Annotated in this window: 26 protein-coding genes and 1 pseudogene; 15 read left to right on the top strand and 12 right to left on the bottom strand. The window is 36.6% G+C overall.

Translation table 11 applies throughout. The features are described from left to right. Positions 1-23 precede the first annotated feature (23 nt). From FLY87_RS01320 to FLY87_RS01270, 11 genes are read right to left on the bottom strand one after another with little or no spacing between them, the layout of a single operon-like run. On the bottom strand, positions 24-434 hold the full coding sequence (locus tag FLY87_RS01320; RefSeq protein WP_012545771.1) for an archease: 411 nt from the start codon (positions 432-434) through the stop codon (positions 24-26). After that, positions 431-859 carry a HEAT repeat domain-containing protein gene (locus FLY87_RS01315; protein WP_012546797.1) on the bottom strand — a complete coding sequence of 143 codons (429 nt, stop codon included), beginning with the start codon at positions 857-859 and terminating at the stop codon, positions 431-433. Before FLY87_RS01315 ends, FLY87_RS01320 begins: the two co-directional genes overlap by 4 nt. Continuing rightward, a complete protein-coding gene (locus tag FLY87_RS01310; protein WP_141266146.1) occupies positions 852-1,790 on the bottom strand; it encodes an NAD(P)/FAD-dependent oxidoreductase in 939 nt (312 codons plus the stop codon). The genes FLY87_RS01315 and FLY87_RS01310 overlap by 8 nt, the downstream gene beginning before the upstream one ends. 13 nt (positions 1,791-1,803) lie before the next feature. Continuing rightward, positions 1,804-2,067, bottom strand: coding sequence for a hypothetical protein (locus tag FLY87_RS01305; RefSeq protein WP_141266145.1), 264 nt, complete (start codon positions 2,065-2,067; stop codon positions 1,804-1,806). Continuing rightward, complete coding sequence (gene mqnC / locus FLY87_RS01300) at positions 2,067-3,110, bottom strand: cyclic dehypoxanthinyl futalosine synthase (RefSeq protein ID WP_141266144.1); 1,044 nt, start codon at positions 3,108-3,110, stop codon at positions 2,067-2,069. The genes FLY87_RS01305 and mqnC overlap by 1 nt, the downstream gene beginning before the upstream one ends. 9 nt (positions 3,111-3,119) lie before the next feature. Beyond that, positions 3,120-3,467, bottom strand: a complete 348-nt coding sequence (locus FLY87_RS01295) for a DUF6516 family protein (RefSeq protein ID WP_141266143.1) — start codon at positions 3,465-3,467, stop codon at positions 3,120-3,122. Continuing rightward, positions 3,442-3,705, bottom strand: a complete 264-nt coding sequence (locus FLY87_RS01290; protein ID WP_141266142.1) for a hypothetical protein — start codon at positions 3,703-3,705, stop codon at positions 3,442-3,444. The genes FLY87_RS01295 and FLY87_RS01290 overlap by 26 nt, the downstream gene beginning before the upstream one ends. A gap of 25 nt (positions 3,706-3,730) precedes the next feature. Beyond that, a complete protein-coding gene (mqnE, locus tag FLY87_RS01285; RefSeq protein WP_141266141.1) occupies positions 3,731-4,804 on the bottom strand; it encodes an aminofutalosine synthase MqnE in 1,074 nt (357 codons plus the stop codon). A gap of 23 nt (positions 4,805-4,827) precedes the next feature. Further along, positions 4,828-6,948 (bottom strand): tetratricopeptide repeat protein, encoded by a 2,121-nt coding sequence (locus tag FLY87_RS01280; protein WP_141266140.1) that lies wholly within the window; start codon positions 6,946-6,948, stop codon positions 4,828-4,830. A gap of 2 nt (positions 6,949-6,950) precedes the next feature. Further along, positions 6,951-8,042: a hypothetical protein gene (locus FLY87_RS01275; protein ID WP_141266139.1), complete on the bottom strand. Its 1,092-nt coding sequence runs from the start codon at positions 8,040-8,042 to the stop codon at positions 6,951-6,953. Between the two features lie 11 nt (positions 8,043-8,053). Next, complete coding sequence (locus FLY87_RS01270) at positions 8,054-8,956, bottom strand: hypothetical protein (protein WP_141266138.1); 903 nt, start codon at positions 8,954-8,956, stop codon at positions 8,054-8,056. A gap of 165 nt (positions 8,957-9,121) precedes the next feature. Here FLY87_RS01270 and FLY87_RS01265 point away from each other — a divergent pair, with 165 nt between their 5' ends. The 6 genes from FLY87_RS01265 to FLY87_RS01240 are packed head-to-tail and all read left to right on the top strand — an operon-like array spanning position 9,122 to position 15,188. Then, positions 9,122-10,537: an acetyl/propionyl/methylcrotonyl-CoA carboxylase subunit alpha gene (locus tag FLY87_RS01265; RefSeq protein WP_141266137.1), complete on the top strand. Its 1,416-nt coding sequence runs from the start codon at positions 9,122-9,124 to the stop codon at positions 10,535-10,537. A gap of 21 nt (positions 10,538-10,558) precedes the next feature. Then, the gene (gene oadA, locus FLY87_RS01260; protein WP_028842281.1) at positions 10,559-12,385 is read left to right on the top strand and encodes a sodium-extruding oxaloacetate decarboxylase subunit alpha; all 1,827 of its coding nucleotides are present in this window, start codon (positions 10,559-10,561) and stop codon (positions 12,383-12,385) included. Beyond that, positions 12,385-13,041, top strand: a complete 657-nt coding sequence (locus FLY87_RS01255; RefSeq protein WP_012545727.1) for a site-2 protease family protein — start codon at positions 12,385-12,387, stop codon at positions 13,039-13,041. The genes oadA and FLY87_RS01255 overlap by 1 nt, the downstream gene beginning before the upstream one ends. A 9-nt stretch (positions 13,042-13,050) precedes the next feature. Further along, positions 13,051-14,037: a tryptophan--tRNA ligase gene (trpS, locus tag FLY87_RS01250; protein ID WP_012546811.1), complete on the top strand. Its 987-nt coding sequence runs from the start codon at positions 13,051-13,053 to the stop codon at positions 14,035-14,037. Continuing rightward, positions 14,025-14,744 (top strand): HesA/MoeB/ThiF family protein, encoded by a 720-nt coding sequence (locus tag FLY87_RS01245; protein ID WP_012545472.1) that lies wholly within the window; start codon positions 14,025-14,027, stop codon positions 14,742-14,744. The genes trpS and FLY87_RS01245 overlap by 13 nt, the downstream gene beginning before the upstream one ends. Then, entirely contained in the window at positions 14,745-15,188 is a 444-nt protein-coding gene (locus tag FLY87_RS01240) for a hypothetical protein (RefSeq protein ID WP_012546456.1), read from the top strand. Between the two features lie 3 nt (positions 15,189-15,191). Here the strand turns inward: FLY87_RS01240 and FLY87_RS01235 are convergent, their stop codons facing one another. Continuing rightward, positions 15,192-15,518, bottom strand: coding sequence for a DsrE family protein (locus FLY87_RS01235; protein ID WP_012545882.1), 327 nt, complete (start codon positions 15,516-15,518; stop codon positions 15,192-15,194). Between the two features lie 69 nt (positions 15,519-15,587). Here FLY87_RS01235 and bioA point away from each other — a divergent pair, with 69 nt between their 5' ends. From bioA to FLY87_RS01195, 9 genes and pseudogenes are all read left to right on the top strand, one after another. Further along, complete coding sequence (gene bioA / locus FLY87_RS01230; RefSeq protein WP_012546209.1) at positions 15,588-16,943, top strand: adenosylmethionine--8-amino-7-oxononanoate transaminase; 1,356 nt, start codon at positions 15,588-15,590, stop codon at positions 16,941-16,943. Between the two features lie 22 nt (positions 16,944-16,965). Continuing rightward, positions 16,966-17,946 (top strand): lipoprotein, encoded by a 981-nt coding sequence (locus FLY87_RS01225; RefSeq protein WP_012545549.1) that lies wholly within the window; start codon positions 16,966-16,968, stop codon positions 17,944-17,946. Then, the gene (gene kdsA, locus FLY87_RS01220; protein WP_012545456.1) at positions 17,943-18,758 is read left to right on the top strand and encodes a 3-deoxy-8-phosphooctulonate synthase; all 816 of its coding nucleotides are present in this window, start codon (positions 17,943-17,945) and stop codon (positions 18,756-18,758) included. Before FLY87_RS01225 ends, kdsA begins: the two co-directional genes overlap by 4 nt. Before the next feature lie 255 nt (positions 18,759-19,013). Further along, positions 19,014-19,421, top strand: a pseudogene (locus FLY87_RS10295) (hydrogenase iron-sulfur subunit); the annotation flags it as partial. A 90-nt stretch (positions 19,422-19,511) separates the two neighbouring features. Next, a complete protein-coding gene (locus tag FLY87_RS10290; RefSeq protein WP_307722229.1) occupies positions 19,512-19,838 on the top strand; it encodes an NADH-ubiquinone oxidoreductase-F iron-sulfur binding region domain-containing protein in 327 nt (108 codons plus the stop codon). An 18-nt stretch (positions 19,839-19,856) separates the two neighbouring features. Continuing rightward, positions 19,857-21,626, top strand: coding sequence for an NADH-dependent [FeFe] hydrogenase, group A6 (locus FLY87_RS01210; protein WP_028842275.1), 1,770 nt, complete (start codon positions 19,857-19,859; stop codon positions 21,624-21,626). Between the two features lie 18 nt (positions 21,627-21,644). After that, positions 21,645-23,042 (top strand): [Fe-Fe] hydrogenase large subunit C-terminal domain-containing protein, encoded by a 1,398-nt coding sequence (locus tag FLY87_RS01205; protein ID WP_028842274.1) that lies wholly within the window; start codon positions 21,645-21,647, stop codon positions 23,040-23,042. Beyond that, entirely contained in the window at positions 23,039-23,365 is a 327-nt protein-coding gene (locus FLY87_RS01200; protein ID WP_012546035.1) for an iron hydrogenase small subunit, read from the top strand. The genes FLY87_RS01205 and FLY87_RS01200 overlap by 4 nt, the downstream gene beginning before the upstream one ends. Before the next feature lie 42 nt (positions 23,366-23,407). After that, positions 23,408-23,689: a hypothetical protein gene (locus FLY87_RS01195; RefSeq protein ID WP_141266136.1), complete on the top strand. Its 282-nt coding sequence runs from the start codon at positions 23,408-23,410 to the stop codon at positions 23,687-23,689. The last annotated feature ends 27 nt before the right edge of the window (positions 23,690-23,716 follow it).

The following is a 23,716-nucleotide window of genomic DNA, read 5'->3' as shown; positions in this document are numbered from 1 at the left end:
AAGCCTATAAATTTATTATATCCTCAGATATCAAAAATAATCTCTGCTATCCAGAAAGAGTCTTCCTGTTTTAAAACAAGATTATGATAAGTCGCTGCTTTAACAAGAAGTTTTCTTTCATGTTTTTCAGGATTGAATTTTTCACCTTTAATTCTTGCTGTTAGATAATTATCTTTGATCTCTATGGATATGGCTTTACCAAGAAATCCATAAGTATCAAACTGAAAAATGAGCTCGTTAAGAAAACTTACAAGCATATTTTCAAGATTATCTTCATTTATGATAATTTCTATCTCCTCTGCAGGTTCTATTTGAGCTAAATCGGTTATGAGACTATAAAGCCCAAATGCGGAATTAATAAAACATTCTTCAAGACTTGCGCCTTCTGCCCTTATCCCTACGTCTCCAGCTACATCAATTACTTTATATTTCATTGAAGTTTTTTTATTGCATCTTCAATAAACTCTTTTACTTGAGGGTCTTGCTCTTTCTTTAAGGCTTTAATCAAAGCGGGTTTTGCATCTACGTCTGCAATTATCTCAAGTGCGTAAGCAGCATCACCACGAATATTTTTTTCTGGAGAATTAAGAAGTTCAATCAAAGATGGAACAATAGATTTTAAAGCTTCAGCATTCTTTTCTTTTAACTCTTCTATTATGGCAAATGCTCCTACTTTGAGTCTAAGTCTTTCATCAGAAAGCATCTTAGGAATTAAACTAAGCTGTTCAGGTTCATGTTCAAAAAAAGTTATGATGTTTTCAAGATAGCCATTATCAAGATAGTCAAAAAGCATCTGTTCAAAGGCTTCGCCTTCCCAATTACTGAAATTCTTACCATTATCACTCATGCTTTCACCCATGCCAATCAGCCTTTATTCTACTTCTTCCTCTAATGTATTTTTCAGCAGAGAGTGCAGCAACTGCTCCCTGAGCACAGGCTATAACAACCTGTCTAAAATACGGGCTTGCCACATCTCCTGCTGCAAAAACTCCTGGAAGGCTTGTCTGCATAAAATTGTCTACCATAATAAAGCCTCTTTCATCAACTTTCAATGATTCACCGAGAAAATCAGTCACTGGTTGAGAGCCCTGAATAAATACAAAAACTCCACTTACCTCTAAGGTTTCCTCACCTTCATCCTTATTTATGCGCAGCCCTGTAACAAAATCAGTTCCTATAATCTCCTTAACTGTGTAGCCTGTAAGAATCATGATTTTGCTGTTTGAAAATACGGGATGGCTTTCCTCTAACTTAAGCTTTGATGAAGATGTAACGATATAGCAGAGTTCAACAAACTCTGTAAGATAGACCGCTTCTTTTGCTGCCTCTTCACTGTCTCCAATCACCGCCACAGTCTTTCCTCTAAAAAATGGTGCATCACACACTGCACAGTAGCTTACACCTCTTCCAAGAAGTTCTCCCTCACCCTTTATAGTTGGCTTTCTTCCCATGGAGCCTGTTGCAATTATTACAGTTTTACCCCTGTAACTACCACTCATGGTGATAACTTCCTTTGTTTCCGAGACTAAATCAACTCCAACAACCTGTTCCTCTCTATATTCTGTACCAAAAGAGAGAGCCTGTGCACGAATCCTCTCAAGGAGTTCCTTACCTGTAAGCGGTTTCTCCATACCAGGATAATTCTCAATCAAAGATGCATAGGCAAGAGCTCCTGCGGTTTTTGATTTGTCTAATATCAAGGTTTTCAGATTTGCTCTTGAAGCATAGATTCCTGCAGTAAGTCCCGCAGGTCCTCCTCCAATTATGATTACATCATAAAATTCACTCATTTTTACCCCTCACTTATAAAAATTTTAAAAGAGTTTCAATTTTCCATCTTTTTATCCAAAATTTAACACCTCTTTTTATTTCAGGATATTTCATAGCAATCTTATATGTTTCCTCGGGATAAAGTTCAAAAATCGCATTAACTTCCTCAAAACTACCATATTTTAAGACTCTGAGAATTAATATCTCAAGGGAAGCCTCTTCTTTGTAGTCCCACAGATATCTGGCAAACTTTTCAGGAATCTGAACTTTACTAAAATAATCCCATTTAATTCTCATTAAAACATTCTTAAAACATTATAGTAAGTATCCCTCTGAGCAGGTCTAAAGCCTGCAGAGCGAATTGCCTCAATAATCTCTTCCATTGTTACCCTGTAACTGACTCCAGCAGCTCTTACTACATTTTCCTCAAGCATTGTTGAGCCAAAATCATTGGCACCAAAACGAAGTCCAACTTGAGCGATCTTAATTCCTTGGGTAACCCAGGAGACCTGAATATTTTTGAAATTATCAAGATAAATCCTACTTAAAGCAAGCACTCTTAAATATTTTACAGCACCAGCAGGCATAAGTTCAGGATTTTCTTTTTTAAGCTCTGTATTCCAAGGTTGAAAGCTCCAGGGAATGAAGGCTGTAAATCCGCCGGTTTCATCCTGAAGACTTCTTATGGAGTCAAGATGCTCAATTATGTCTTCTTCGGTATCAATGCTACCAAACATCATTGTAGCTGATGTTTTCATTCCAAGAAAATGTGCCTCACGCATAACACCGAGCCACTCTGCTGAGCTTATCTTATTTGGTGATTGAATCTTTCTTATTCTGTCAGAGAGTATCTCAGCACCACCCCCTGGAATTGAATCAAGCCCTGCCTCTTTAAGTTTAAGGAGAACATCCTTCACTGACAAATCCTCTTTTTTTGCAAGAAAAGAGATTTCAGGAGGAGAAAATCCATGAACATGAATTCTGAAATTCTCTTTGATAAACCTGAGCATTTCAACATAAAAATCAAGCCCAAGCTCAGGATGAACTCCACCTTGAAGAAGTATCTGAGTTCCTCCTTTATGTATTGTCTCTTCAATTTTCTTTGCAAGTTCTTTATGGGTTATAACATAAGCCTCTTTATGCTCTTTTGGCCTCCAGAATGCGCAGAATTTACAGCGATTTATGCATATGTTTGTGTAGTTTATGTTTCTATCAACTACAAATGTAACAATGCCTTCTGGATGTAGGCTTTTTCTAATATTGTCTGCCTCCCTTCCAAGCTCATAAATAGAGGCTTCTTTAATCATCTGAAGTGCCTGTTTTCTGTTAACTCTTACCATATTCTCAAATTAAGCCTTTAAGATTTTTCTTTCTATTTCTTCTAATATTTCACTACATAGAATTTTATCTGTTGGTAAAACTTCATTATTGATATGGACATGATGTGGGAAGGTAGACAAACCTCTATGGTGATATGCATTATCCCATCTTACGATTAAATTGCCCATTTTATCTTGCCAATGATAGGAGTAATTTCTCTCCACACTATCTATATATTCTCTATTGAATAGTTCTGTATCATTAATTAGAATTGCCTTAATCTTTATAAAAAAACCCTTTTCAAAGGTCTCAAAAGTTTGGATAGTAAACTCCTTTACAATCTTACTATTTCTAAGACAATGTATAATTTCCAGCATCCAGATTATCTTTCTCTTTTTTCAATTCATGAAGTTTTTTCTCGTATGCTTTCCACTCCATATAATCATCCCAAAGTGTAAAGTTTTCTTCTTGAGACTTTATTAATTTTTCAAATTCTTTAAATTTGACTTGATACTTATTCTCAAAAAGCTTTATTTTTTCCATAACTCTATGTAACTCATACAGTAGATTTACAAAATATAATTCCTTAATCTTCTCCTTACTTATTACAGTCATTTTTAACCTCCAAAGTAGCGCTAAATTAAAATGTTCTTTTTATATTATAAAAGCTATCTCTTTCCACAGGAAGTTTTCCAACCTCTTTAATCAGATAAACCAACTCTTCAATTGTATTTCCCTTCTTTGAACGAGCACCTGCAGCATGGGCAATTCTTTCCTCAATCACTGTTCCTTCAAGGCAGTCAGCACCAAAAAGGAGGGCAAGCTGAGCAAGTTTTTCACCGAGCATTATCCAGTAAGCTTTAATATGGGGGATATTGTCCAGCACAAGCCTTGAAATTGCAATTGTTTTTAAATCATCAATCCCTGAAGGATAGGAAACTTTAATCTGAGTATTTTCAGGCTGGTAACTAAGGGGAATAAATGCAATAAATCCTCCAGTTTCATCCTGTAGCTCTCTCAGTCTCAACAGGTGATCAACTCTATCCTCATAGGATTCAACATGTCCGTAAAGCATTGTTGCGTTTGTTTTTATGCCAAGACTATGGGCAGTCTTTATAATCTCAAGCCATCTTTCACCAGATATCTTTTCTGGGCATATCTTAGCTCTTACATCTGAATTAAAGATTTCAGCACCACCTCCTGGCATTATATCAACTCCTGCCTCTTTGAGCCTAATAAGAGTCTCTTCAATACTTAATCCTGAAATCCTTGAAAAGTAATCAACCTCAACTGCTGTAAATGCCTTTACTCCAATAGATGGGAATTCTTTTTTTATCTGTTGGATTATATCTAAATAATGCTCAAACTGCCAGTCAGGATGAAGCCCTGAGACAATGTGAACCTCACTGAGATAGTCAAGAGATTGTTTAGCTTCCTTAAGATTTTTTACAATTTCTTTAATAGTCATCTCATAGGCATCAGGCTCACCTTTTGTGCGAGAAAAAGCACAGAAACGGCAGCGATTAACACATATATTTGTTGGATTTATATGCCTGTTTACAATAAAATAAACTCTGTTTTGATTAATTTTTTTTGAAACTTCCTCTGCAAGCTCACCAATCCTGTGCAAATCCTCAGATTTAAAAAGAAAAAGGGCTTCCTCTCTGTTAAGTCTTTCTCCATTTATTATTTTTCTTTCAATCTCTGAAAACATAAATTATTATAACATTTGCAGAACTAAATCTCCTTTTCAACCATAAACCTCCATTTATATATCTGATCCTTTATTGCTTGTGCATTTGGTGCATTTGGATTTAACTGAAGATAGACCTCCATATTTTCAATAGCCTTTGCATAGTCTGATATTTTTTCGTAGATAATTGCTCTGTTAAAGTAAATCTGAGGATTAAAAGGCTGTAGTTGAGAGACTTTTTCAAGTTCTTCTGCTGCTTCCTCAAACTTATTGTTTGTGAATAAAACCTCTGCATTAAGAAAATGTTTTCTTGCCTCATCCCTTAGTTCCACCAATGAGGGATTTAGAGAGATAATTCTTGCAACTCTACCTCTAATCCATTGAGCTTTCTCAGGAGGGGATATTTCAAGTAGTTGTGCATATAATTTTATTGCTTGAGCATATTTTCCTGCTCTTTCATACTCAATGGCTTTATTTTCAATTTCTGCTAAATAAGGGGATAAGGCAGAAAAGAGTTCTCCTTTTGTTTTTTCCGAGATTAAGAGGCTTTTGGATTTTTTTGTCTTTTTATAAAGAGTTATACTTTCCTCATATTTTCCCAATTTTGCGTAGGCTATTGATTGAAGAAGTTGAGCATAATCGCTGTCTTTTACTGAAGCTGCTTCAGCTAAACTCTTTTCATACTGCATTTCTTTTAAATATAAAGCTGACTTAGCAAGTTTTAAATAGTCATCTTGAGGTGAGATTTTTTCAGCCTCTTCCATGTATTTTTTTGCATTTGTTTTATTATTGAGTTCAATACTACTTAGAGCAATGAGACTTATGTAGGAAGCTACAACAGGATTTGCATAGAATTTTTCACGGATAAGAACTACTGTGAAAGTCTCATCAGAGTCTGGTTTTTTAATTTTTAGTTTTACATTAGTTCCTTCCTGTCCTCTAAGACTCTGAACTACTTCATTTAGGCTCATCTCAAGGGTTGATTTTCCATCAACTTCAACTATTTCATAATTTGGCTTAAGTCCTGCTTTCTGAGCAGGGCTATTTGGCTCAATTGATTTAATTTTGGTGTATTCACCTTCATTTTTTATGATGCTTGCTCCGATTCCTGAAAAAGAGAAATTATTTATAACTTTTTCAGATATTTTTATTACTTCATCATATTTTCCGATTTTAAAATAAAGCAAAGACAGTCTAAGTGGAGCATATTGGTCATCAGGTCTTTGCTCTATATATCTTTTTACTGCTTCTATAGCTTTTTCATATTTGCCTCTTTCAATATAAAAATCATGAAGCTTCATTAATAAAATTGCACTTTTTGGCGATAAGGATACTGCCTGTTCAAGCTGTACAAGGGCCTCTTTATACTTTCTCTGAGCCAAGTAGCATTTATGAAGAAGAAGATAGCCATTTGGGTCTTTTGGGGCAAGCTGAACATGCATCTGTGATGCTGCCAGGGCTTCTGGAATGTCATTATTTTTAAGGGACAGATTTGCCACCACCCTATAAGCGTGCATATTTGAAGGGTCTTTATTTATAAGCTGTTTTGCCTCTGAAATCTGAGCTTTTGGATTACTAACTACTTCATAAATTGCCTCTGTCGCATTTTTTACTGAATTAAATATTGCCTGATAGGCAGTTATACCATATTCTTTTTCATTAATTGTAGAGAATAGCCCTGATTTTGAAAGCTTCCCTGAACCTGAACTAAAAACAGGTAATGCCATTTCTATCAGGTCATTATCGTATATTTCAAACTTTGTTCTTGAATTGACTTCTAACCGATAACAGCATTCTTCAGAGAAGTTAATATTGTCTACAATTGCATGAATAAGCAGTCCATTTGAAGGGATTAATGATGAAAGATTTTTTTCGTATTTTGTTTTACTGAACATTTTGTCAAAATAAATAGGAAGCACCTGCCTAAGGAGATTGCCCGCTGGAAACTCAACAGTATGAATAACATCAGCAGTATATTTGGTTGCACTGTAAACCTGAGTATCATCAATGAGTACAATTGCTTCATTGGGCAGTTTTTTAACTGAAAGGACTTCTTTCGGAGGTTCTACCTCAAAAGGTGCTACTTTGGTGGTGATTCTTATTGGTTCACAGCCTATGAGAGCAATGATAAAAGGGATAAAAAGTAACCATCTGATAAATTTCATTTTTAATCTCCTTTAAGCCATTTATAAATTATTTTCTGTCCTGTATTCATATCATTTTCAAAATTTTGCATAAATTCTTCTTTATTGAAATTAAAGCCAAGCGTATTAGAAGCTTTTTCTGTTTCAGTAAGGAACTTATCCAGTGCAGAAAAAGCAATCTTTGTATAGATTTTTCTTCCAATATCGGATACTTCTGCTGAAAGAGTTGGCATGGGGATAAGGGAAACTCCATAATTAATTGTCTCAGCACCTGCTGAAGCAATACCTTCAGTTTTTGCAGTTACTACAATTTTAATAATAGGTAACCCTTTTTCATAATATTTTGAACCCCATTCTTTGCTATATTTTTTATCAAGTTTTTCAACAATCTTTTCTCCATAGTCATCAATTTTTTCTTCAATTTTCTCAGTTATTTTTTCCTGAATAACATTTCCAAGGATGGTATTGATATCGGAGGCTGTTACTAAGTTTTCATCTTGAGTGTTTAGATTAGTGTTGACTGGAGAACTGCTTGATGGAGTCTGCCATTGAAAAGCTGTAAGCTGACTGCCAAGCGTCTGGAATGTAAAGGAGGAATTGGTCTGGGATGTCTGTGTTTGAGATTGAGTTTTTGCCTGAGCAAGTAATGAATTATATTGAGACAGAAGCTGTTTCTTTTTTTCTTCCTGCTTCTTTTTTTCTTCTGCAAGCCTTTTTTGTTGTTCCTCATACTCTCTTTGTTTCTGGGCATTGTAGTTAGCGTTATTATCAGCACTCATAAGGGTGCTGAAGAACCCACTTAAAAAAGCACCCATAAGCCCAATTGCCATTTGTTGGGATGTAGTGCCAGCAGATGGAACATAAGGAGTATACGATGAACTGCTACTTGAAGAACCACTGTTTATCGGAGTGCAACCTCCACAACCCACACATCTGTATTTAACTCCACCATAGGTTATCTCTCTGACCTGTCCTTTAGGGATATAAGTTCCATCAGGCATCTGGCTTCCTTCACAGGATATTCCTGTAGGCATGGGAATACTACCTGCTGAGGCAATCGCTGGCTGAAAAAGTAATATAAAAATCGCTATAAAAACAAAAATCTTCTGCCTCATGGCAGTTCCTCCTAAAAAGTTTGCTGAATATCTACAATTTTTTGAACTTTAAAAGCAAAGTTTCTTAAATCATCAATATTTATAATCTCAAGCACTCCTGATACTGAACTGAAAAAAACATACAAACTTGTCTCTTTAAGAAAAATTAAAGGATTTTCTGTTTGTAAAAACTCAAGTGCTGCTTTGTCCTTTATTATTCCAGCACCATTTGAGGTTTTGTAGATTAATCCAGTTTTTTTGTTATAAAAAATTTCTTCTACTTTCTGTCTCGGATGTTCATAAATTATAGAAATCTTTCCCTCTTTGTATTCTTTAATTACATTGCCATTACTAAAAAATATGTGCTTTTCTTTGCCACTCAAGGCATCTACCGGTTCGGCAAAGGAGACAATTTTCTGAAAAAGGCTTTTTTGTGTATTGAATAGATAGACTTCATATTTTTTTGTCTTTTTATTAAAGCCAGCTGCGTAAACTGTATTATCACCCTTGAACAATTTAGAGTCTGCTAAAGGCAACTTTGTAATCACCTTTAATTTTACATTGGGTATGACATCTGAATCTTTTCCCATCTCAAGATATCCCATGTTTATACCATCAGAGAAAAGTAAGACGCCACTGTCAAGGCATATGACATCTTTTACTGTTTGAGTCAACTTAACGATGTAGCTTTTCAAGGGATTAAAAAGAAGTTTATTTTCATACACAACCAAAGGCTCATTCTTATAGTCAACCACAAAATGAATTTTATCAACTGAGATACTACTTCTTTGCTCTGGTGGTAAAATCCATCTAATTTTTACATTACTTTCCTGTGGAAGAATAAGAAAAGTCTTGGGAAGAAAATATGAATTTTCAGCATAAATGGGGCTTAAACTTACAAAAAAAATTAGGGAAAATACTAAGTGTTTTATCATTCTGCCAAAGTTTAACAAATACAAATGTTTAATCGTCAAGTGAAAATTACCATCATATTTTTATTATTTGTTTTAGAGAGATTATTTTTGAGGAGGAAAGGCGATTTATTGATTTATTTTAAGATTTCATTTAAAATTTTTATATTTACCATTGAGAGGCAAAGAATGTTTAAAAAAGTTTTGATAGCAAACAGAGGTGAAATAGCATTAAGAATTATACGTGCCTGCAAAGAGCTTGGAATCCGCACAGTTGCCATATATTGTGAGCCTGATGCAACAGCAAGATATGTAAAAAAGGCTGATGAGGCATATCTTGTAACACCTGGACCACTAAGAGGATATCTCAATATTTATGGAATAGTAGAACTTGCTAAAAATGCAGGATGTGATGCTATACATCCTGGATATGGCTTTTTAGCAGAAAATCCACAGTTTGCAGAAGCCTGCCTTCAGGCGGGGATTGCTTTCATTGGTCCCAATCCTCATGCAATAAGAAAAATGGGACTAAAAGACGAGGCTCGTAAAATTGCCCAAGAACTCGGTATTCCTCTATTACCCGGTACGCCACCATTAAATAGTCTTGATGAGGCAGTGAAGTCCGCCGATGAGATTGGTTATCCAGTAATGATAAAGGCAACAGCAGGTGGTGGAGGAAGAGGTTTAAGAATTTGCTATGACGAAGAATCTCTTCGAAGGCAAATTCCTATTGCCATGTCAGAGGCAAAAAAAGCTTTTGGTGACGAGAGAGTTTTTATAGAAAAATTTCTTGAGAGACCCCATCATATTGAAATTCAAATTATGGCAGATAAATATGGAAATATGGTTCATCTTGGAGAAAGAGATTGCTCAATTCAGAGAAGACATCAAAAGTTAATAGAGATTGCTCCTTCATTACTGCTTCCAGAGAGAATAAGATGTGAAATGGGTGAAGCAGCAAAGAAGCTTGCCTATGCAGTAGGTTATGACAATGTTGGGACAGTAGAATTTCTTGTTGATGAATCTCTTAACTACTATTTTCTTGAGATGAATACAAGGATACAGGTAGAACATACAATTACAGAAGAAATCACTGGAATTGATCTCGTGCAAAACATGATAAAAATTGCCTATGGTGAACCCCTTAACATAAAGCAATATGAAGTTAGTCTCAGTGGATATGCAATTCAATGTAGAATAAATGCTGAAGACCCCCTAAATGATTTTTTACCTTCCACTGGCATAGTTACTGCCTATTACTCTCCAGGAGGATTTGGAATCAGAATTGATGGACACGTAACCGAAGGATATCATGTTCCTCCTTATTATGATTCGCTTTTAGCAAAACTTGTTGCTCGGGGTCGTACATGGGATGAAGTGGTAAGAAGAATGCACCGTGCCTTAAGTGAATACGTAATAAGGGGTGTTAAAACAACAATACCTCTTTACATAAAAATCATGGAAGATGAAGACTTCCGTAAGGGCAACTTCAGCACAAAATACATAGAAGAAAAACTCCATAGCCTTCTTTATACGGAAGAAAAAGACCCCTTTGACCTGGCAGTAATTTTATCCGCTGCTATTGTCGCTCATAGTAGAGTTTAAATAAATTGACGAGGTGTAAAAATGTCTAAGTCACCGGTAAAAATTATGGATACAACATTCAGGGATGCTCATCAAAGTCTTCATGCCACAAGAATGAAGCTTGAAGACATAGTCCCAATTGCTGAAAAAATGGATCAGGTTGGGTTTCATTCTCTTGAAGTATGGGGCGGAGCAACTTTTGATAGTTGTCTAAGATTCTTAAGAGAAGACCCATGGGAAAGATTAAGAACAATAAGAGCACTTGTTAAAAATACAAAGCTTCAAATGCTTCTAAGAGGACAGAATCTTGTTGGATACAGGCATTATCCTGATGATGTTGTAGAAAAATTTGTTGAGAAAACAATAGAAAATGGTATAGACATACTTAGAATATTTGATGCTCTCAATGACCTTAGAAACATGGAAAAATCAATTTCAGCAACTCTTAAGTATGGAGGGACCGTAGAAGCAGCTTTTTGTTATACCATTGGACCGATTTATACAGTTGACTACTTTATTAAGCTTGCAAAAAATCTAAGAGACATGGGAGCTCATATTATCTGCATAAAAGACATGGCAGGACTGCTTGATCCTTATACAGCCTATGAATTGATAAAAAGGCTAAAAGAAGAAATAAATTTGCCCATTCATCTTCATACCCATGATACTGCCGGAATGGCTGTAGCAACAACAATTAAAGCAATAGAAGCAGGAGTAGATATTGTTGATACAGCAATCTCTACAATGGCTGGAGGAACATCTCAGCCCTCCCTTGAAACAATATGTCACATACTCAGGGGAACTGAAAGAGACCCTGGATTTAATATGGAACTTCTTGACGAGATTGCAGATTATTTTTATGAAACAAGAAAAAAATATAAAACTCTTGAAAGCGAATACATAGGACCAGACCCCAAGGTTATTGTCTATCAAGTTCCAGGAGGAATGTTAAGCAACCTTGTAAACCAGCTAAGAGAACAAAATGCTCTTCATAGGATAAAAGAAGTTATGGAGGAAATCCCCCGTGTAAGAGAAGATTTTGGATATCCTCCTTTAGTTACTCCTTCAAGCCAGATAGTTGGAACTCAGGCAACTTTGAATGTTCTTACAGGAGAAAGATACAAGATGGTAACAACAGAGACAAAGAATTACTTTAAGGGACTTTATGGCAAGCCTCCAGTTCCTGTAAATGAAGAAATCAGAAAGAAAATTCTTGGAGAAGAAGAATTCATTACCTGTAGACCTGCTGATTTGCTTGAGCCAGAGTTTGAAAAAGCTAAAACTGAGTTAAAAGATAAAGCCCATTCTGATGAGGATGTTCTTAGTTATTGTCTTTTCCCTAAAATATATCTTGAATTCCTTGAAGCAAAAGAAAAGGGAATTAAAGAAGAAATTCCAGTTTCAAAAAAAGAGGAAGCAAAACCCGCTGCCACATCTCTTGCGCCAACAGAATTTGTTATAAATTTATACGGTGAATCTTATCATGTTAAAGTTGGAGGTAAAGGGCATAAAGTTGATGGTAAAAGACCCTATTTCCTTTACATCAATAACCAACTTGTGGAAGTTATTGTTGAACCTCTTCAGGAAATTGTGCCAAGTGAGGAAGGTAAAGTGGAGATTAAACCAAAAGAATCTGTCAGACCGAGACCTTCAGAACCTGGGGATATTACTTCACCAATGCCGGGCACTGTAGTAAAAATTAAAGTTAAGAAAGGTGACATAGTCAGCGCAGGTGACACAGTGGTGATAGTTGAAGCAATGAAAATGGAAAACGAAATTCACTCCCCTATTGATGGGACAGTTGAAGAAATTTATATAAAAGAGGGTGACATGGTCAACCCAGATGAAGTAATGATAAGGATAAAATAATGGATTTCACAGGAATTTTCAGGCAGATAATAATTTCAGCACCAGCCATATTGATTGCAATAGTATTTCATGAGCTTGCGCATGGATGGGTAGCATACAAACTTGGTGACAATACAGCAAAGCTTTCTGGAAGACTAACTCTCAATCCTGTATCTCATATAGATCTCTTCGGAACAATAATAATGCCATTTATGCTTCTAATTCTTACAAATGGTCAATGGGTTTTTGGATACGCAAAACCTGTTCCTGTAAATCCCTACAACTTCAAAAATCCAAGAAGTGGCATGGCTCTGTGTGCAGCAGCTGGACCATTTGCAAATCTTGTTGTAGCAATATTTTGCACAATAATAATTAAGTGGATTTTATTACCGTTTATGGGAGTCATCCCGGGGTTTATTTTTGACCCTCTTGTTGTGATTCTTAAAGCAACAATTATGATTAATATTATTCTGGCAGCATTCAATCTAATTCCTATCCCACCGCTTGATGGTGGAAGAATTTTGATGGGAGTATTACCTCTAAAATATTCTCAACTAATGGAAAAAATTGAGCCTTTTGGTTCGTTAATTGTTATATTTATGATTATTACAGGATTGACCAGCGTTTTTGTATGGCCTTTAGTAAAATTTTTCTTTAAAATACTTTCACTTTTTTAGGAGGCTTTAATGGATAAAGTATTAAGTGGAATGCAGCCAAGCGGACCACTTCATCTTGGGAATCTTATAGGTGCACTTTCAAACTGGGTGAAAATTCAGACTCAATATGAATGCTACTTTTTTGTTGCTGACTGGCATGCTTTAACCACAGGCTATGGCAATCCGTCACAGATAAAGGAATATACTGTTGACCTTCTTATGAATTTTATTTCTGCGGGACTTGATCCTGAAAAATCAACTATATTCATACAGTCTCAAGTTCCGGAACACGCAGAACTTCATATTTTTTTAAGCATGATAACACCACTTGGATGGCTTGAAAGGGTTCCTACCTATAAAGAAAAAAAAGAGCAGATTAAAGATAAAGATCTTGACACTTATGGCTTCTTAGGATATCCTGTGCTTCAAACAGCTGATATTATCATTTACAGAGCAAAATATGTTCCTGTTGGAGTTGACCAAGTTCCTCATCTTGAGATTTCTCGTGAAATTGCAAGAAGATTTAACTATCTTTATGGAAAAGAGTTTTTCCCTGAACCTGAGGCACTACTCACAGAGTTTCCCAAAGTACCCGGTGTGGATGGGAGAAAAATGTCTAAAAGTTATGGTAATGCTATTTATCTTAGCGATGATGAAAAAACAGTTAATGAAAAAATAAGAACTATGGTTACAGACCCTGCTCGTAAAAGAAGAACAGACAAAGGAGACCCTCAAAAATGCCCTGTTTTTGATTTACATAAAATATTTTCAACAGAAGAAGAAAGGAAAGAGGTAACCAGTGGCTGTACCACGGCATCAATTGGATGTATTGATTGTAAGAAAATACTAATAAACCATGTTATTGATACACTTAAACCAATATGGGAAAAAAGACAAAAACTGATAGACAATCCTTCACTTCTTATAGAAATTGCCCAAGAAGGTTCTAAAAAAGCAAGAAAAGTTGCTGGAGAAACCCTTAAGGGAATGAAGGAGGTTATTGGATGGATTTCTTAAGATATAGCCGTCAAATGCTTATTGAAGGTTGGGGAGAGGAAGGACAAAGAAAACTTAAAAATTCAACTGTATTTATTGCTGGAGCAGGAGGACTTGGAAGCCCTGTTTCAATCTATCTTGCTGTTGCTGGAGTTGGTAAAATAATTATATGTGATTTTGACAGCGTAGAAATCACCAATCTAAATAGACAGATACTTCACTGTCATACACGAATTGGTATAAATAAAGCACTATCAGCAAAGATAACTCTCACTGCAATAAATCCAGAAGTTGAGGTTATTCCTATTAGTGAAAAAATAACCGAGACAAATGCCCTTGAGCTTATAGAAGACTCACAAATTATTCTTGACTGTATGGATAATCTTGAGACAAGGTATATACTCAATGAAGTTGCTATAAAAAAGGGTATACCCCTTGTATTTGGTGCAATTTATGGAATTCAGGGAATGCTGAGCTTTATTCACTCCCCTGAAACTCCTTGTCTTAAATGTCTCTTTCCTGAAGCACCTCCAAAGGAAACCTTTCCAGTTGTTGGAGCTACTCCTGGAGTTATAGGCGCTTTACAGGCTTTAGAGACGCTAAAATATCTTGTAGGTATTGGTAAACTTCTAAAAAACAAACTTCTTGTCTGGGATGGTATGAGCGCAGACTTTAAAACTTTTAAAGCTCAAAAGGACCCATCTTGCCCTATTTGTGGTAGGAAATAAATGGAATATATCAATAATTTCATGTATTTTGTTATAAGACCTGTTGATAAACAAAAACACATTTACTGCTCGGGTGTGAATCTTACAAAATTTTCTCCAATTACAAAAGGAAGGCACAGACTTGGACAGAACCCGGCAGTGAAGGGACTTCAGACTCTTAACAATGATATCAGAGCAATAGTTATTGAAAATAATGCTACTCCTGAAACAATTAAAAATCTTCTATGTCAGCAGATAAAACCTCTCAATGAAGACCTCTGGTATACAGAGTCTTTTTTGATACATAACTACTCTCAGCAGTTAGGTGAAAAGATAGAGAAGTTTGCTCCCTCAGAGTTATTAAGAAAAATGCTTAGAGCAATGTTGATAAATGAGAATATTCCTGAAAATTTATCATCTCAGGAGTTTCAGACATACCTTTATAGTTTAGCTGAAAAATTATAAACGTCAAAAACAGATAAACTTATCACTTTTAACCATCAGTTCATATAAATCTTTCTGCCCACCTTTTTGACAAATCTCATTTCCTTCAAGTCCTCTCATCCCCATGCTTTTTTGACAACCTATAATTTTTCCACCGCCAAGTGCAAAACTTTTAACTAACTCTTTGATATTGAATTTTTCAGAATCAGCATCTTCATAAGCTGTTGCCTTTGAGTTAAGGAATATGGTTACTTCATTTTCATAATCCATATTTAAGCAAAGAATTCCAAAACGGAAGGCATTCCATAGAGTTTCTGCGTCATTGTTTGAAATAAGTATTCCAATTTTCATATTATCCTCCAAAAAAATAATTTTATATATTTTATAATAAAAAAGTGAAAAGTCAATGAAGGAGGAATGATGAATAAGACTATTCTTATTGAATGGGATAAAAAATATATTTGGCATCCTTTTACTCAAATGAAAAATTGGCTTGATGATGAACCAACAATTTTTATAGAAGGCAGAGACTGTTTTCTTAAGGACATTGATGGTAAATGGTATCTTGATGGAGTGTCTTCTCTTTGGGTAAATATTCATGGACATAGAAGACAGGAGATAGATGAAGCATTAAAGAGTCAAATAGACAAGCTTGCTCACTCAACTTTGCTTGGTGCCTGTAATGAGCCAAGTATAGTACTTGCAAAAAAAATCGCAGACTTACTCACTGAAAACGGCGTGCCATTAACTAAAATATTTTACTCTGACAATGGCTCAACAGCTGTTGAGATTGCCATGAAGATTGCCTATCAATATTGGATTAATCAGGGAATAAAAGGTAAAGACACATTTGTAAGTCTTAAGGAAGCCTATCACGGAGATACAATAGGAGCAGTTAGTGTTGGCGGAGTAGAACTATTTCATGAGGTCTACAAACCCCTTTTAAACAAATCCATTCAAGCACCAGCACCATACTGTTACAGATGTGAGCTTAATCATACATATCCTGCCTGCGAACTTGGCTGCCTCAATGAAATGGAAAAGATTATTGCCCAAAACCAAGAAAAGGTTATAGCAGTCATTGTTGAGCCCCTTGTTCAGTGTGCGGGTGGAATAATTGTCTGGCCAGAAGGTTATTTGAAAGGATTAAGAGAACTTTGTAATAAATATAACATTCTTCTTATTGCTGATGAAGTTGCTACAGGTTTTGGCAGAACTGGTAAAATGTTTGCCTGTGAACATGAAAAAGTAAGTCCAGATATTATATGCCTAAGTAAAGGAATAACTAATGGTTATATGCCATTAGCTATTACTGCAGTTAATGAAAAAATCTTCAATGCATTCATCGGTGAGCTTGAAGAGAAAAAAACTTTTTATCATGGTCATTCTTATACAGGAAATCCCTTAGCCTGCGCTGCAGCGCTGGCAAATCTTGAAATATTTGAAAAAGAAAAGACTGTTGAGAAACTTTTACCAAAAATTGAACTTTTGAAAAATAAACTTTTAGAGATAGCTCAACTTCCTTATGTAGGAGATGTTCGTCAAAAGGGAATGATTGCAGGAGTTGAGATTGTAAAAGATAAAAAAAATAAAGAATCATTCCCCTATTTTGAGCAGACTGGCTGGAAAATTGTTAAATCTGCAAGGAAATACGGAGTATGGCTAAGACCTCTTGGAGATGTTATTGTGATAATGCCTCCACTGGTTATATCAGAGGAAAATCTTGAAAGGTTGCTTGAGGTAATAAAAGGTTGTATAATAGGTTTGAACTATTGAAATAGTTGAATGAGGAGGCAATATGCGAAAATATTTAACCATATTAATATTGTTAATAATTTCTGCAGGGTGCACAGAACAGGTAAAAATGGATATAGCAGGAGTTGGAGAATCAATTCCTTCAGGAGTTTCAGCAATTACATGGGATGGTAAAAACCTTATAGTAGCAAAAGAGGGAATAATTGTTTTTTTAGATGAAATTGATACAGCAACAGCTGGTTCTATTATTGGTTATGAAGGCAATTATTTTTTTAATAATTATCCTGTAACAATAACTTCAAAAGAAAATCCACCGTATATAACAGGGATTGCATGGCAACAAACATCAGGAAATACAGGATTTATATGGGTTGCTGATGCAGCAAATAAAAGAATTTTAAAAATCACACCACAGGGAGAAGTTATAAGAAAAATTTCACTGACTTCAATTTATCCAGAAGACATAGCTTTTAAAGAAAACCATTTATGGATTGCTGATTCAAAAAGAAATAAAATATATAAAGTTTCAACAGAAGATGGCTCTATTCTATCAGAATATCTTTCCCCTGTACCAATACCAACCGCAATTACATGGGACGGTAAATATTTGATTATTGCTGGTATAAATTTTAATAAACCATCAACATCTTCAGATAATGTAAAAATTGTTAAACTTGATAGTATAACTGGTAAAGTTGTGGAAGAAGTGCTTCCTTCCAGATATATCTCCTATCCAGCAGGAATGGTGTGGATTGATGGCAGGTTATGGATTTCTGATAGAAACTCAGGTTATATTGTAACAACAAGTGACAGAGGTATTCCCTCTGAAGATAAGAATAATTATAAGCTTGATATAATCCCACCAACTGTTAAGAAAATTGAGATAAAAGAAGAAAAACAGAAAGAAGAAAAAGACACCGAAGAAGCTAAAAAAGCAGCAGAAGAGGCAAAGAGAGCAGCTGAAGAAGCAAAGCGTGCTGCTGAGGCTGCTAAAAAAGCTTTTGAATTGCAACAGAAAAAATGACTTTTTCTATTAATAACACACGAATACAAAAAAATGAGCTTTTTCTTATAGCCGGTCCCTGTGTTATAGAGAGTGAAGAAATTGTATTTAAAACCGCTTTTGCTTTGAAAGAGATTTCCCAAAATCTAAAAATTCCTTTTATATTTAAGTCTTCTTATGATAAAGCAAATCGTTCATCTATCAACTCATACAGAGGTCCTGGAATAAAAAAGGGACTTGAAATATTAAATAAGGTTAAAAAAGAATTTGAAGTGCCTGTTCTGAGTGATGTTCATTCAGTAGAAGAGGTACAGATTGCAAAAGATTTTCTTGACATTATTCAAATTCCTGCTTTTTTATGCAGACAGACAGATATCATTGTGGAAGTTGCTAAAACAGGAAAGCCTGTAAATGTTAAGAAAGGACAGTTTCTTGCACCTTGGGATGTGAAAAATATAATTGAAAAGATTAAATCCACAGGAAATGAAAAAATAATAATTACAGAAAGAGGCACAAGCTTTGGTTATAATAATCTTGTTGTTGATTTTAGAAGTTTTCCAATAATTCGTTCTATGGGAGTTTTTGTAGTTTTTGATGCTACACACTCTGTTCAACTCCCTGGCGGAGCTGGAACATGCTCATCAGGGCAGAGAGAATTCATTCCCTATTTGAGCAGAGCAGCTGTTGCTTGCGGAGTTGATGGACTATTTTTTGAGGTCCATCCTGAACCAGAAAAGGCTCTATGTGATGGACCCAATATGATTCCTTTGAAAGATTTTAAAAATCTCATCTTAACTTTGCTTGAGATTCATAATACAGTAAAAAAGCTTTAGAAAATCTAAACTTAATTATATCAGTCTCCAGAGTCTTTATTTCTGTTAGATTTTTTATAAGGCATTTTAGGGTCTTGACAAAATAAAAATTTTGTGATATGTTTGTTGTTAACAAATTTAAAATATCTATCAACTAACCCGCCAGGAAGGCTTACAAGGGCTGAAGCCCTAAAAAATTCAACTGAACCTGCCTGCCCGAAGGCTGGCTAAAAGCTAAGAAAGCAAAAAACTAAAAAATTTTTAGGAGGTTTTGCTATGGAGCAGGGCTTCAAGCCTAAGGTTATTGCCTTTTTATGTCATTGGTGTAGCTATGCAGGAGCGGATATGGCAGGTTCTTTAAGGTATAGTTATCCACCCTACTTGTATCCTGTTAGAGTTCCCTGTTCAGGACGAGTTGAGCCAGAGTTTGTAATTAAAGCCTTTCTGTCAGGTGCAGATGGTGTATTAGTTGCAGGATGTCATCCCGGAGACTGTCATTACAAAACAGGAAACTATTATGCAAACCGAAGATTTAATCTTCTCACAAGATTTCTTGAAGTAATTGGAATTCCGAAACAAAGAGTAAGACTTGAATGGATTTCTGGTTCAGAAGGGCTTAAGTTTTCTCAGGTAGCAAAGGAATTTGTTGAAAAGATTCAAAGCCTCGGTCCTCTATCTCTCAAAACTCCTGTTGATATTGACTGGCAGACTCTTTCGCGTACTGTAGCAACCGTTGGCTCCGCAGGAAAACTATTCTGGGAGGAAGACAAATGCATGGCTGAGATGATTGACTTTTTCCTGAGCTACGCCCAAGAAAACTCCTGTGCAGAGTGCATTCCTTGCAGAATAGGCACGAAGAGAATGCAAGAGATGGTAAAAAAGATTTTTGACGGTTCCATATCTACACGAGAACTCTCTCTTTTAGAATACTTTGCAGATGATATTGGAGCATCAAGCAAATGTGACCTTGGATTAATGGCAGGAAAAGCAGTCAAATTTGCTCTTCAACACTGCAAAAGCGATATAGAGGCTCACTTGAAAGGAAGCTGTGGTCATAGTATTCCAGCCAATCCAGGCTGGCAGACAGTAATGCTTAAATAATTTCTGAGGAGGATAAATATGGCTAACGTAACAATCACAATTGATGGACAAAAGGTCACTGTGCCAGAGGGAACTACTATACTTAAAGCATCTGAACAGGTAGGCGTGAAAATTCCAACTCTCTGTTTTCTTGACCATGTCGGATTAAGGCATATCAAACACGATATAGGAGCTTGCAGGGTCTGTGTAGTAGAAGTAGAGGGAAAGGGAGATTTTGTTTCATCCTGTAATACGCCTGTTCAAGAAGGCATGGTCATAAGAACCAATACTCCTAAGATTTTAGCTGCCCGAAAGCTAAATCTTGAAATGATGCTGAGTGAACATCATCTTGACTGTCCAACCTGTCCGAAAAACGGTGTATGCGAACTTCAGGCAGTTTGTGCAGAGCTTAATGTAAGACAGATAAGACCGCAGGGTGAGAAAAAAGATTTGCCAATTGATGACTCATCTCCATCAATAGTTAGAAATCCTAACAAGTGTATCATATGTCAGCGATGTATAACTGCATGCAAGGTTCTTCAGTCCGTTGATATCCTTGAACTCTACGGAAATGGCTATGATGCGGTAGTTCGTCCCTTAGGTGGAAAGCCAATTATTGAAACTCAATGTGTTGCCTGCGGACAGTGTGCCCTTGTCTGTCCCACTGCTGCTATTGTTGAAAGGGATGATACATGGAAGGTATGGGAAGCAATTGCAGACCCGAAGAAACACGTAGTTGTTCAGACCGCACCGGCAACCCACGTCAGCATAGGTGAAGCCTTTGGCTTACCTGTTGGAACAGATATTACCGGTAAAATGGTCAGTGCACTCAAAAGAATTGGATTTGATGCAGTCTTTGATACAAACTGGTCTGCAGACCTCACCATAATGGAAGAGGGATACGAGCTTATCCACAGAATTAAAAACGGAGGAGTGCTGCCTCAGTTTACATCATGTTCTCCTGGATGGATTAAGTTTCTTGAGGAGTTTTACCCTGACCTGATTCCTCATATTTCAAGTTGTAAGTCTCCTCAACAAATGCTCGGTCCAATAGCAAAAACCTATTATGCCCAGAAAAAAGGCATTTCTCCTGAAGATATCTTTGTTGTCTCAATAATGCCATGCACAGCAAAAAAATATGAAGCAGCCAGACCTGAGATGAACGCAGCGGCAAAATTCTGGAAAAATCCCAATATCTCAAGGGATGTAGATGTAGTTCTTACATCAAGAGAACTAATAAGAATGATACGTGAAGCAGGGATTGATTTTGCCAACCTGCCAGACTCAGCCTATGACCCTGTTATGGGAGAAGGAACAGGTGCAGCCCAGATATTTGGAGCAACAGGTGGAGTTATGGAAGCCGCCTTAAGAACAGCCTATGAGGTGGTGACAGGCAAAACCCTTCAGAAGCTTGACTTTGAAGATGTAAGAGGAATGAAAGATATTAAAGAAGCTTCTGTGAGCATGAATGGATTAACAGTGAAAGTTCTCGTTGCTCACTCCCTTGGTGCAGCAAGACAACTTATGGAAAAGGTAAGAGCAGGTGAGCTCAAGGATTATCATTTTATTGAAGTTATGACCTGTCCTGGTGGATGTATTGGTGGCGGCGGACAGCCTATTCCCACAACTGTTGAAAAGAGGGAGATGCGAATTGCTGGAATTTATGAAAGAGATAGAAAGATGCCTCTCAGAAAAAGTCATGAAAATCCTGAAATTCAGGCAATCTACAAAGAATTCCTTAAGGAACCTCTCGGTCATCTATCACATGAGTTACTTCACACTCATTACACACCGAGAGGAAAAAAATAACTAATAAAGGGGGGTTGTATGGTAAGAAAAGTAAACACATTCAAGGGTAACGGTGCAGTGAAGTCACAGACAGGAACTTACAGAGCAGGAGAGCTAAGAGGAATAATCAAAATCAACGAGGGTAATTGTGTTGGCTGTCATACCTGTAGCAGTGTTTGTCCTGCAGGAGCAGTAAAAGGCTCCTTCGGAGACAAACACAGCATTGACCTTGACAAATGTATCAACTGTGGTCAGTGCCTGCTTAACTGTCCTTTTGGTGCAGTTGAACAGATGAGCTTTGTTGATGTGGTAATGGCAAAACTTAAAGACAAAAAAACTAAGGTCGTTGCAATTATTGCTCCGGCTGTGAGAGTTGCCATTGGAGAAGAGTTTGGTGCTGAGCCAGGCACACTTACAGTGGGAAGACTATGGGCTGCTTTGGAAAAAGCAGGTTTTATAATCTATGATAACAACTTTGCTGCTGACCAGACAATTCTTGAGGAAGGCACAGAGTTACTTGCAAAAGTAGCAGCCCATGCAGGGCTTAAACAGTTGCCAATTGAGCTTTGGGGTAAAAAGATAAATCTTGACATTAAAGAGTTCTCTCATCATCCACTGCCCCAGTTTACTTCCTGCTGTCCCGCATGGGTGAGATATGTAGAAGTTTTCTATCCAAAACTTATTCCCTACCTTTCTTCAGCTAAATCACCCCAGCAGATGGCAGGAGCAACAGCAAAGACCTACGGTGCAAAGCTGTGGGGAGCGAAGCCTGAAAATATTTTCACCGTTGGAGTAATGCCCTGTACAGCAAAAATATTTGAAGCCTCCCGTCCTGAATTTGATTCTGCAGGAAAGTATTTAAAGAAGTCAGGTATGAGAGATGTGGATGCAGTTCTAACAACAAGAGACCTTGCAGAACTTCTAAAGCGTATGAACATAGACCCAATGAAAATGTCTGAGGATGCCGGCAGAAAACCCGAGATGTTCAAGTTTTACTCAGGTGGTGCCACTATATTTGGCACAAGCGGTGGAGTTATGGAAGCAGCTGCAAGATTTGCATTCCATGTGCTTTCTGGCCAGTCTCCTCAGGCAATGAGCCCTAACTGGGATTTTGAAGGAGTGAGAGGATTTACAAAACCTGTTGCATCAGCAACAATTTCCGTTCCTCTAAAAGAAGAATATCAGAAAGCTCTCAAAACAAAGGAACTTCAGGTTAAGGTCTGTGTAGTAAATGGTATAGGAACAGATGGGGCACATCTGAAGCCAATTGTTGAAGAAGTTTTAGCAGGGAAAAGTCCCTATCACTTCATAGAGGTAATGAACTGTCCTGGTGGCTGTATTAACGGAGGTGGACAGCCAGTTCATCCAATTGAACTTTCTCTCTTAGACCAGCTTTTTTATTCTCTTGTAAAAAGCTTTGAAGGAGGTAAACTATGAAAATCAGAAAGCTTACAAGAAGGTCTTTTCTAAAATTAGCAGGTGCTGGAATTATCAGCCTTTCCTTTACAAAGCCATCTTTTGCTGGTGATACAGCGGAGAAAAACTTTTTTGAGACAAAGGTTGGAAAAGAAAGACTTAAACTCATAAAAGCAAGACAGTCCGGGCAGTATAAGGATGACGTTATATCAAGAGAGAAATTTAAAATGGCCGCATCCCATGAAAACCCGATGATAAAAAGGTTTTACTCTGAGTTTGCTCATCATCCTTTAAGTGAAGTAAGTGAAGCATTGTTGCATACGCATTACAAGGCAAGGGTATAGTATTAGCCCGGGCTAATGCCCGGGCTTAGAGGAGAGTTTAAAATGGTGGTTTATTATAGTCTCGGCAACAGAAAATACTGGTTTACAACAATTGAAAGGCTGATGCAAATCTCAGAAGTTCTCTCAAAGAAAAGCTATCTTCTTCATAACACTGAGGCTATAAAGACTACCTATAATGATTGGTTTATTCTTGATGAAAAATACATAAGCAAGATAAGCGAAATAATTGAAGAATGCGCAAGTGAGATTAAAGATGAGGAGCTGTTATGTGACCTCATGGCTTTGAAAGAAGTTTTTGACGGCGGAAGCGTAGTTTTCGGATAAAAATACCTTATCCGAGGGAGAAACTCC

Origin of the sequence: Thermodesulfovibrio sp. Kuro-1 (genome assembly GCF_006538445.1) — a bacterium.
Taxonomy (GTDB): Bacteria; Nitrospirota; Thermodesulfovibrionia; order Thermodesulfovibrionales; family Thermodesulfovibrionaceae; genus Thermodesulfovibrio; species Thermodesulfovibrio yellowstonii.
The sequence above is the reverse complement of the archived record's forward strand: the minus strand, read 5'-3'. Positions and strand labels throughout refer to the sequence as shown.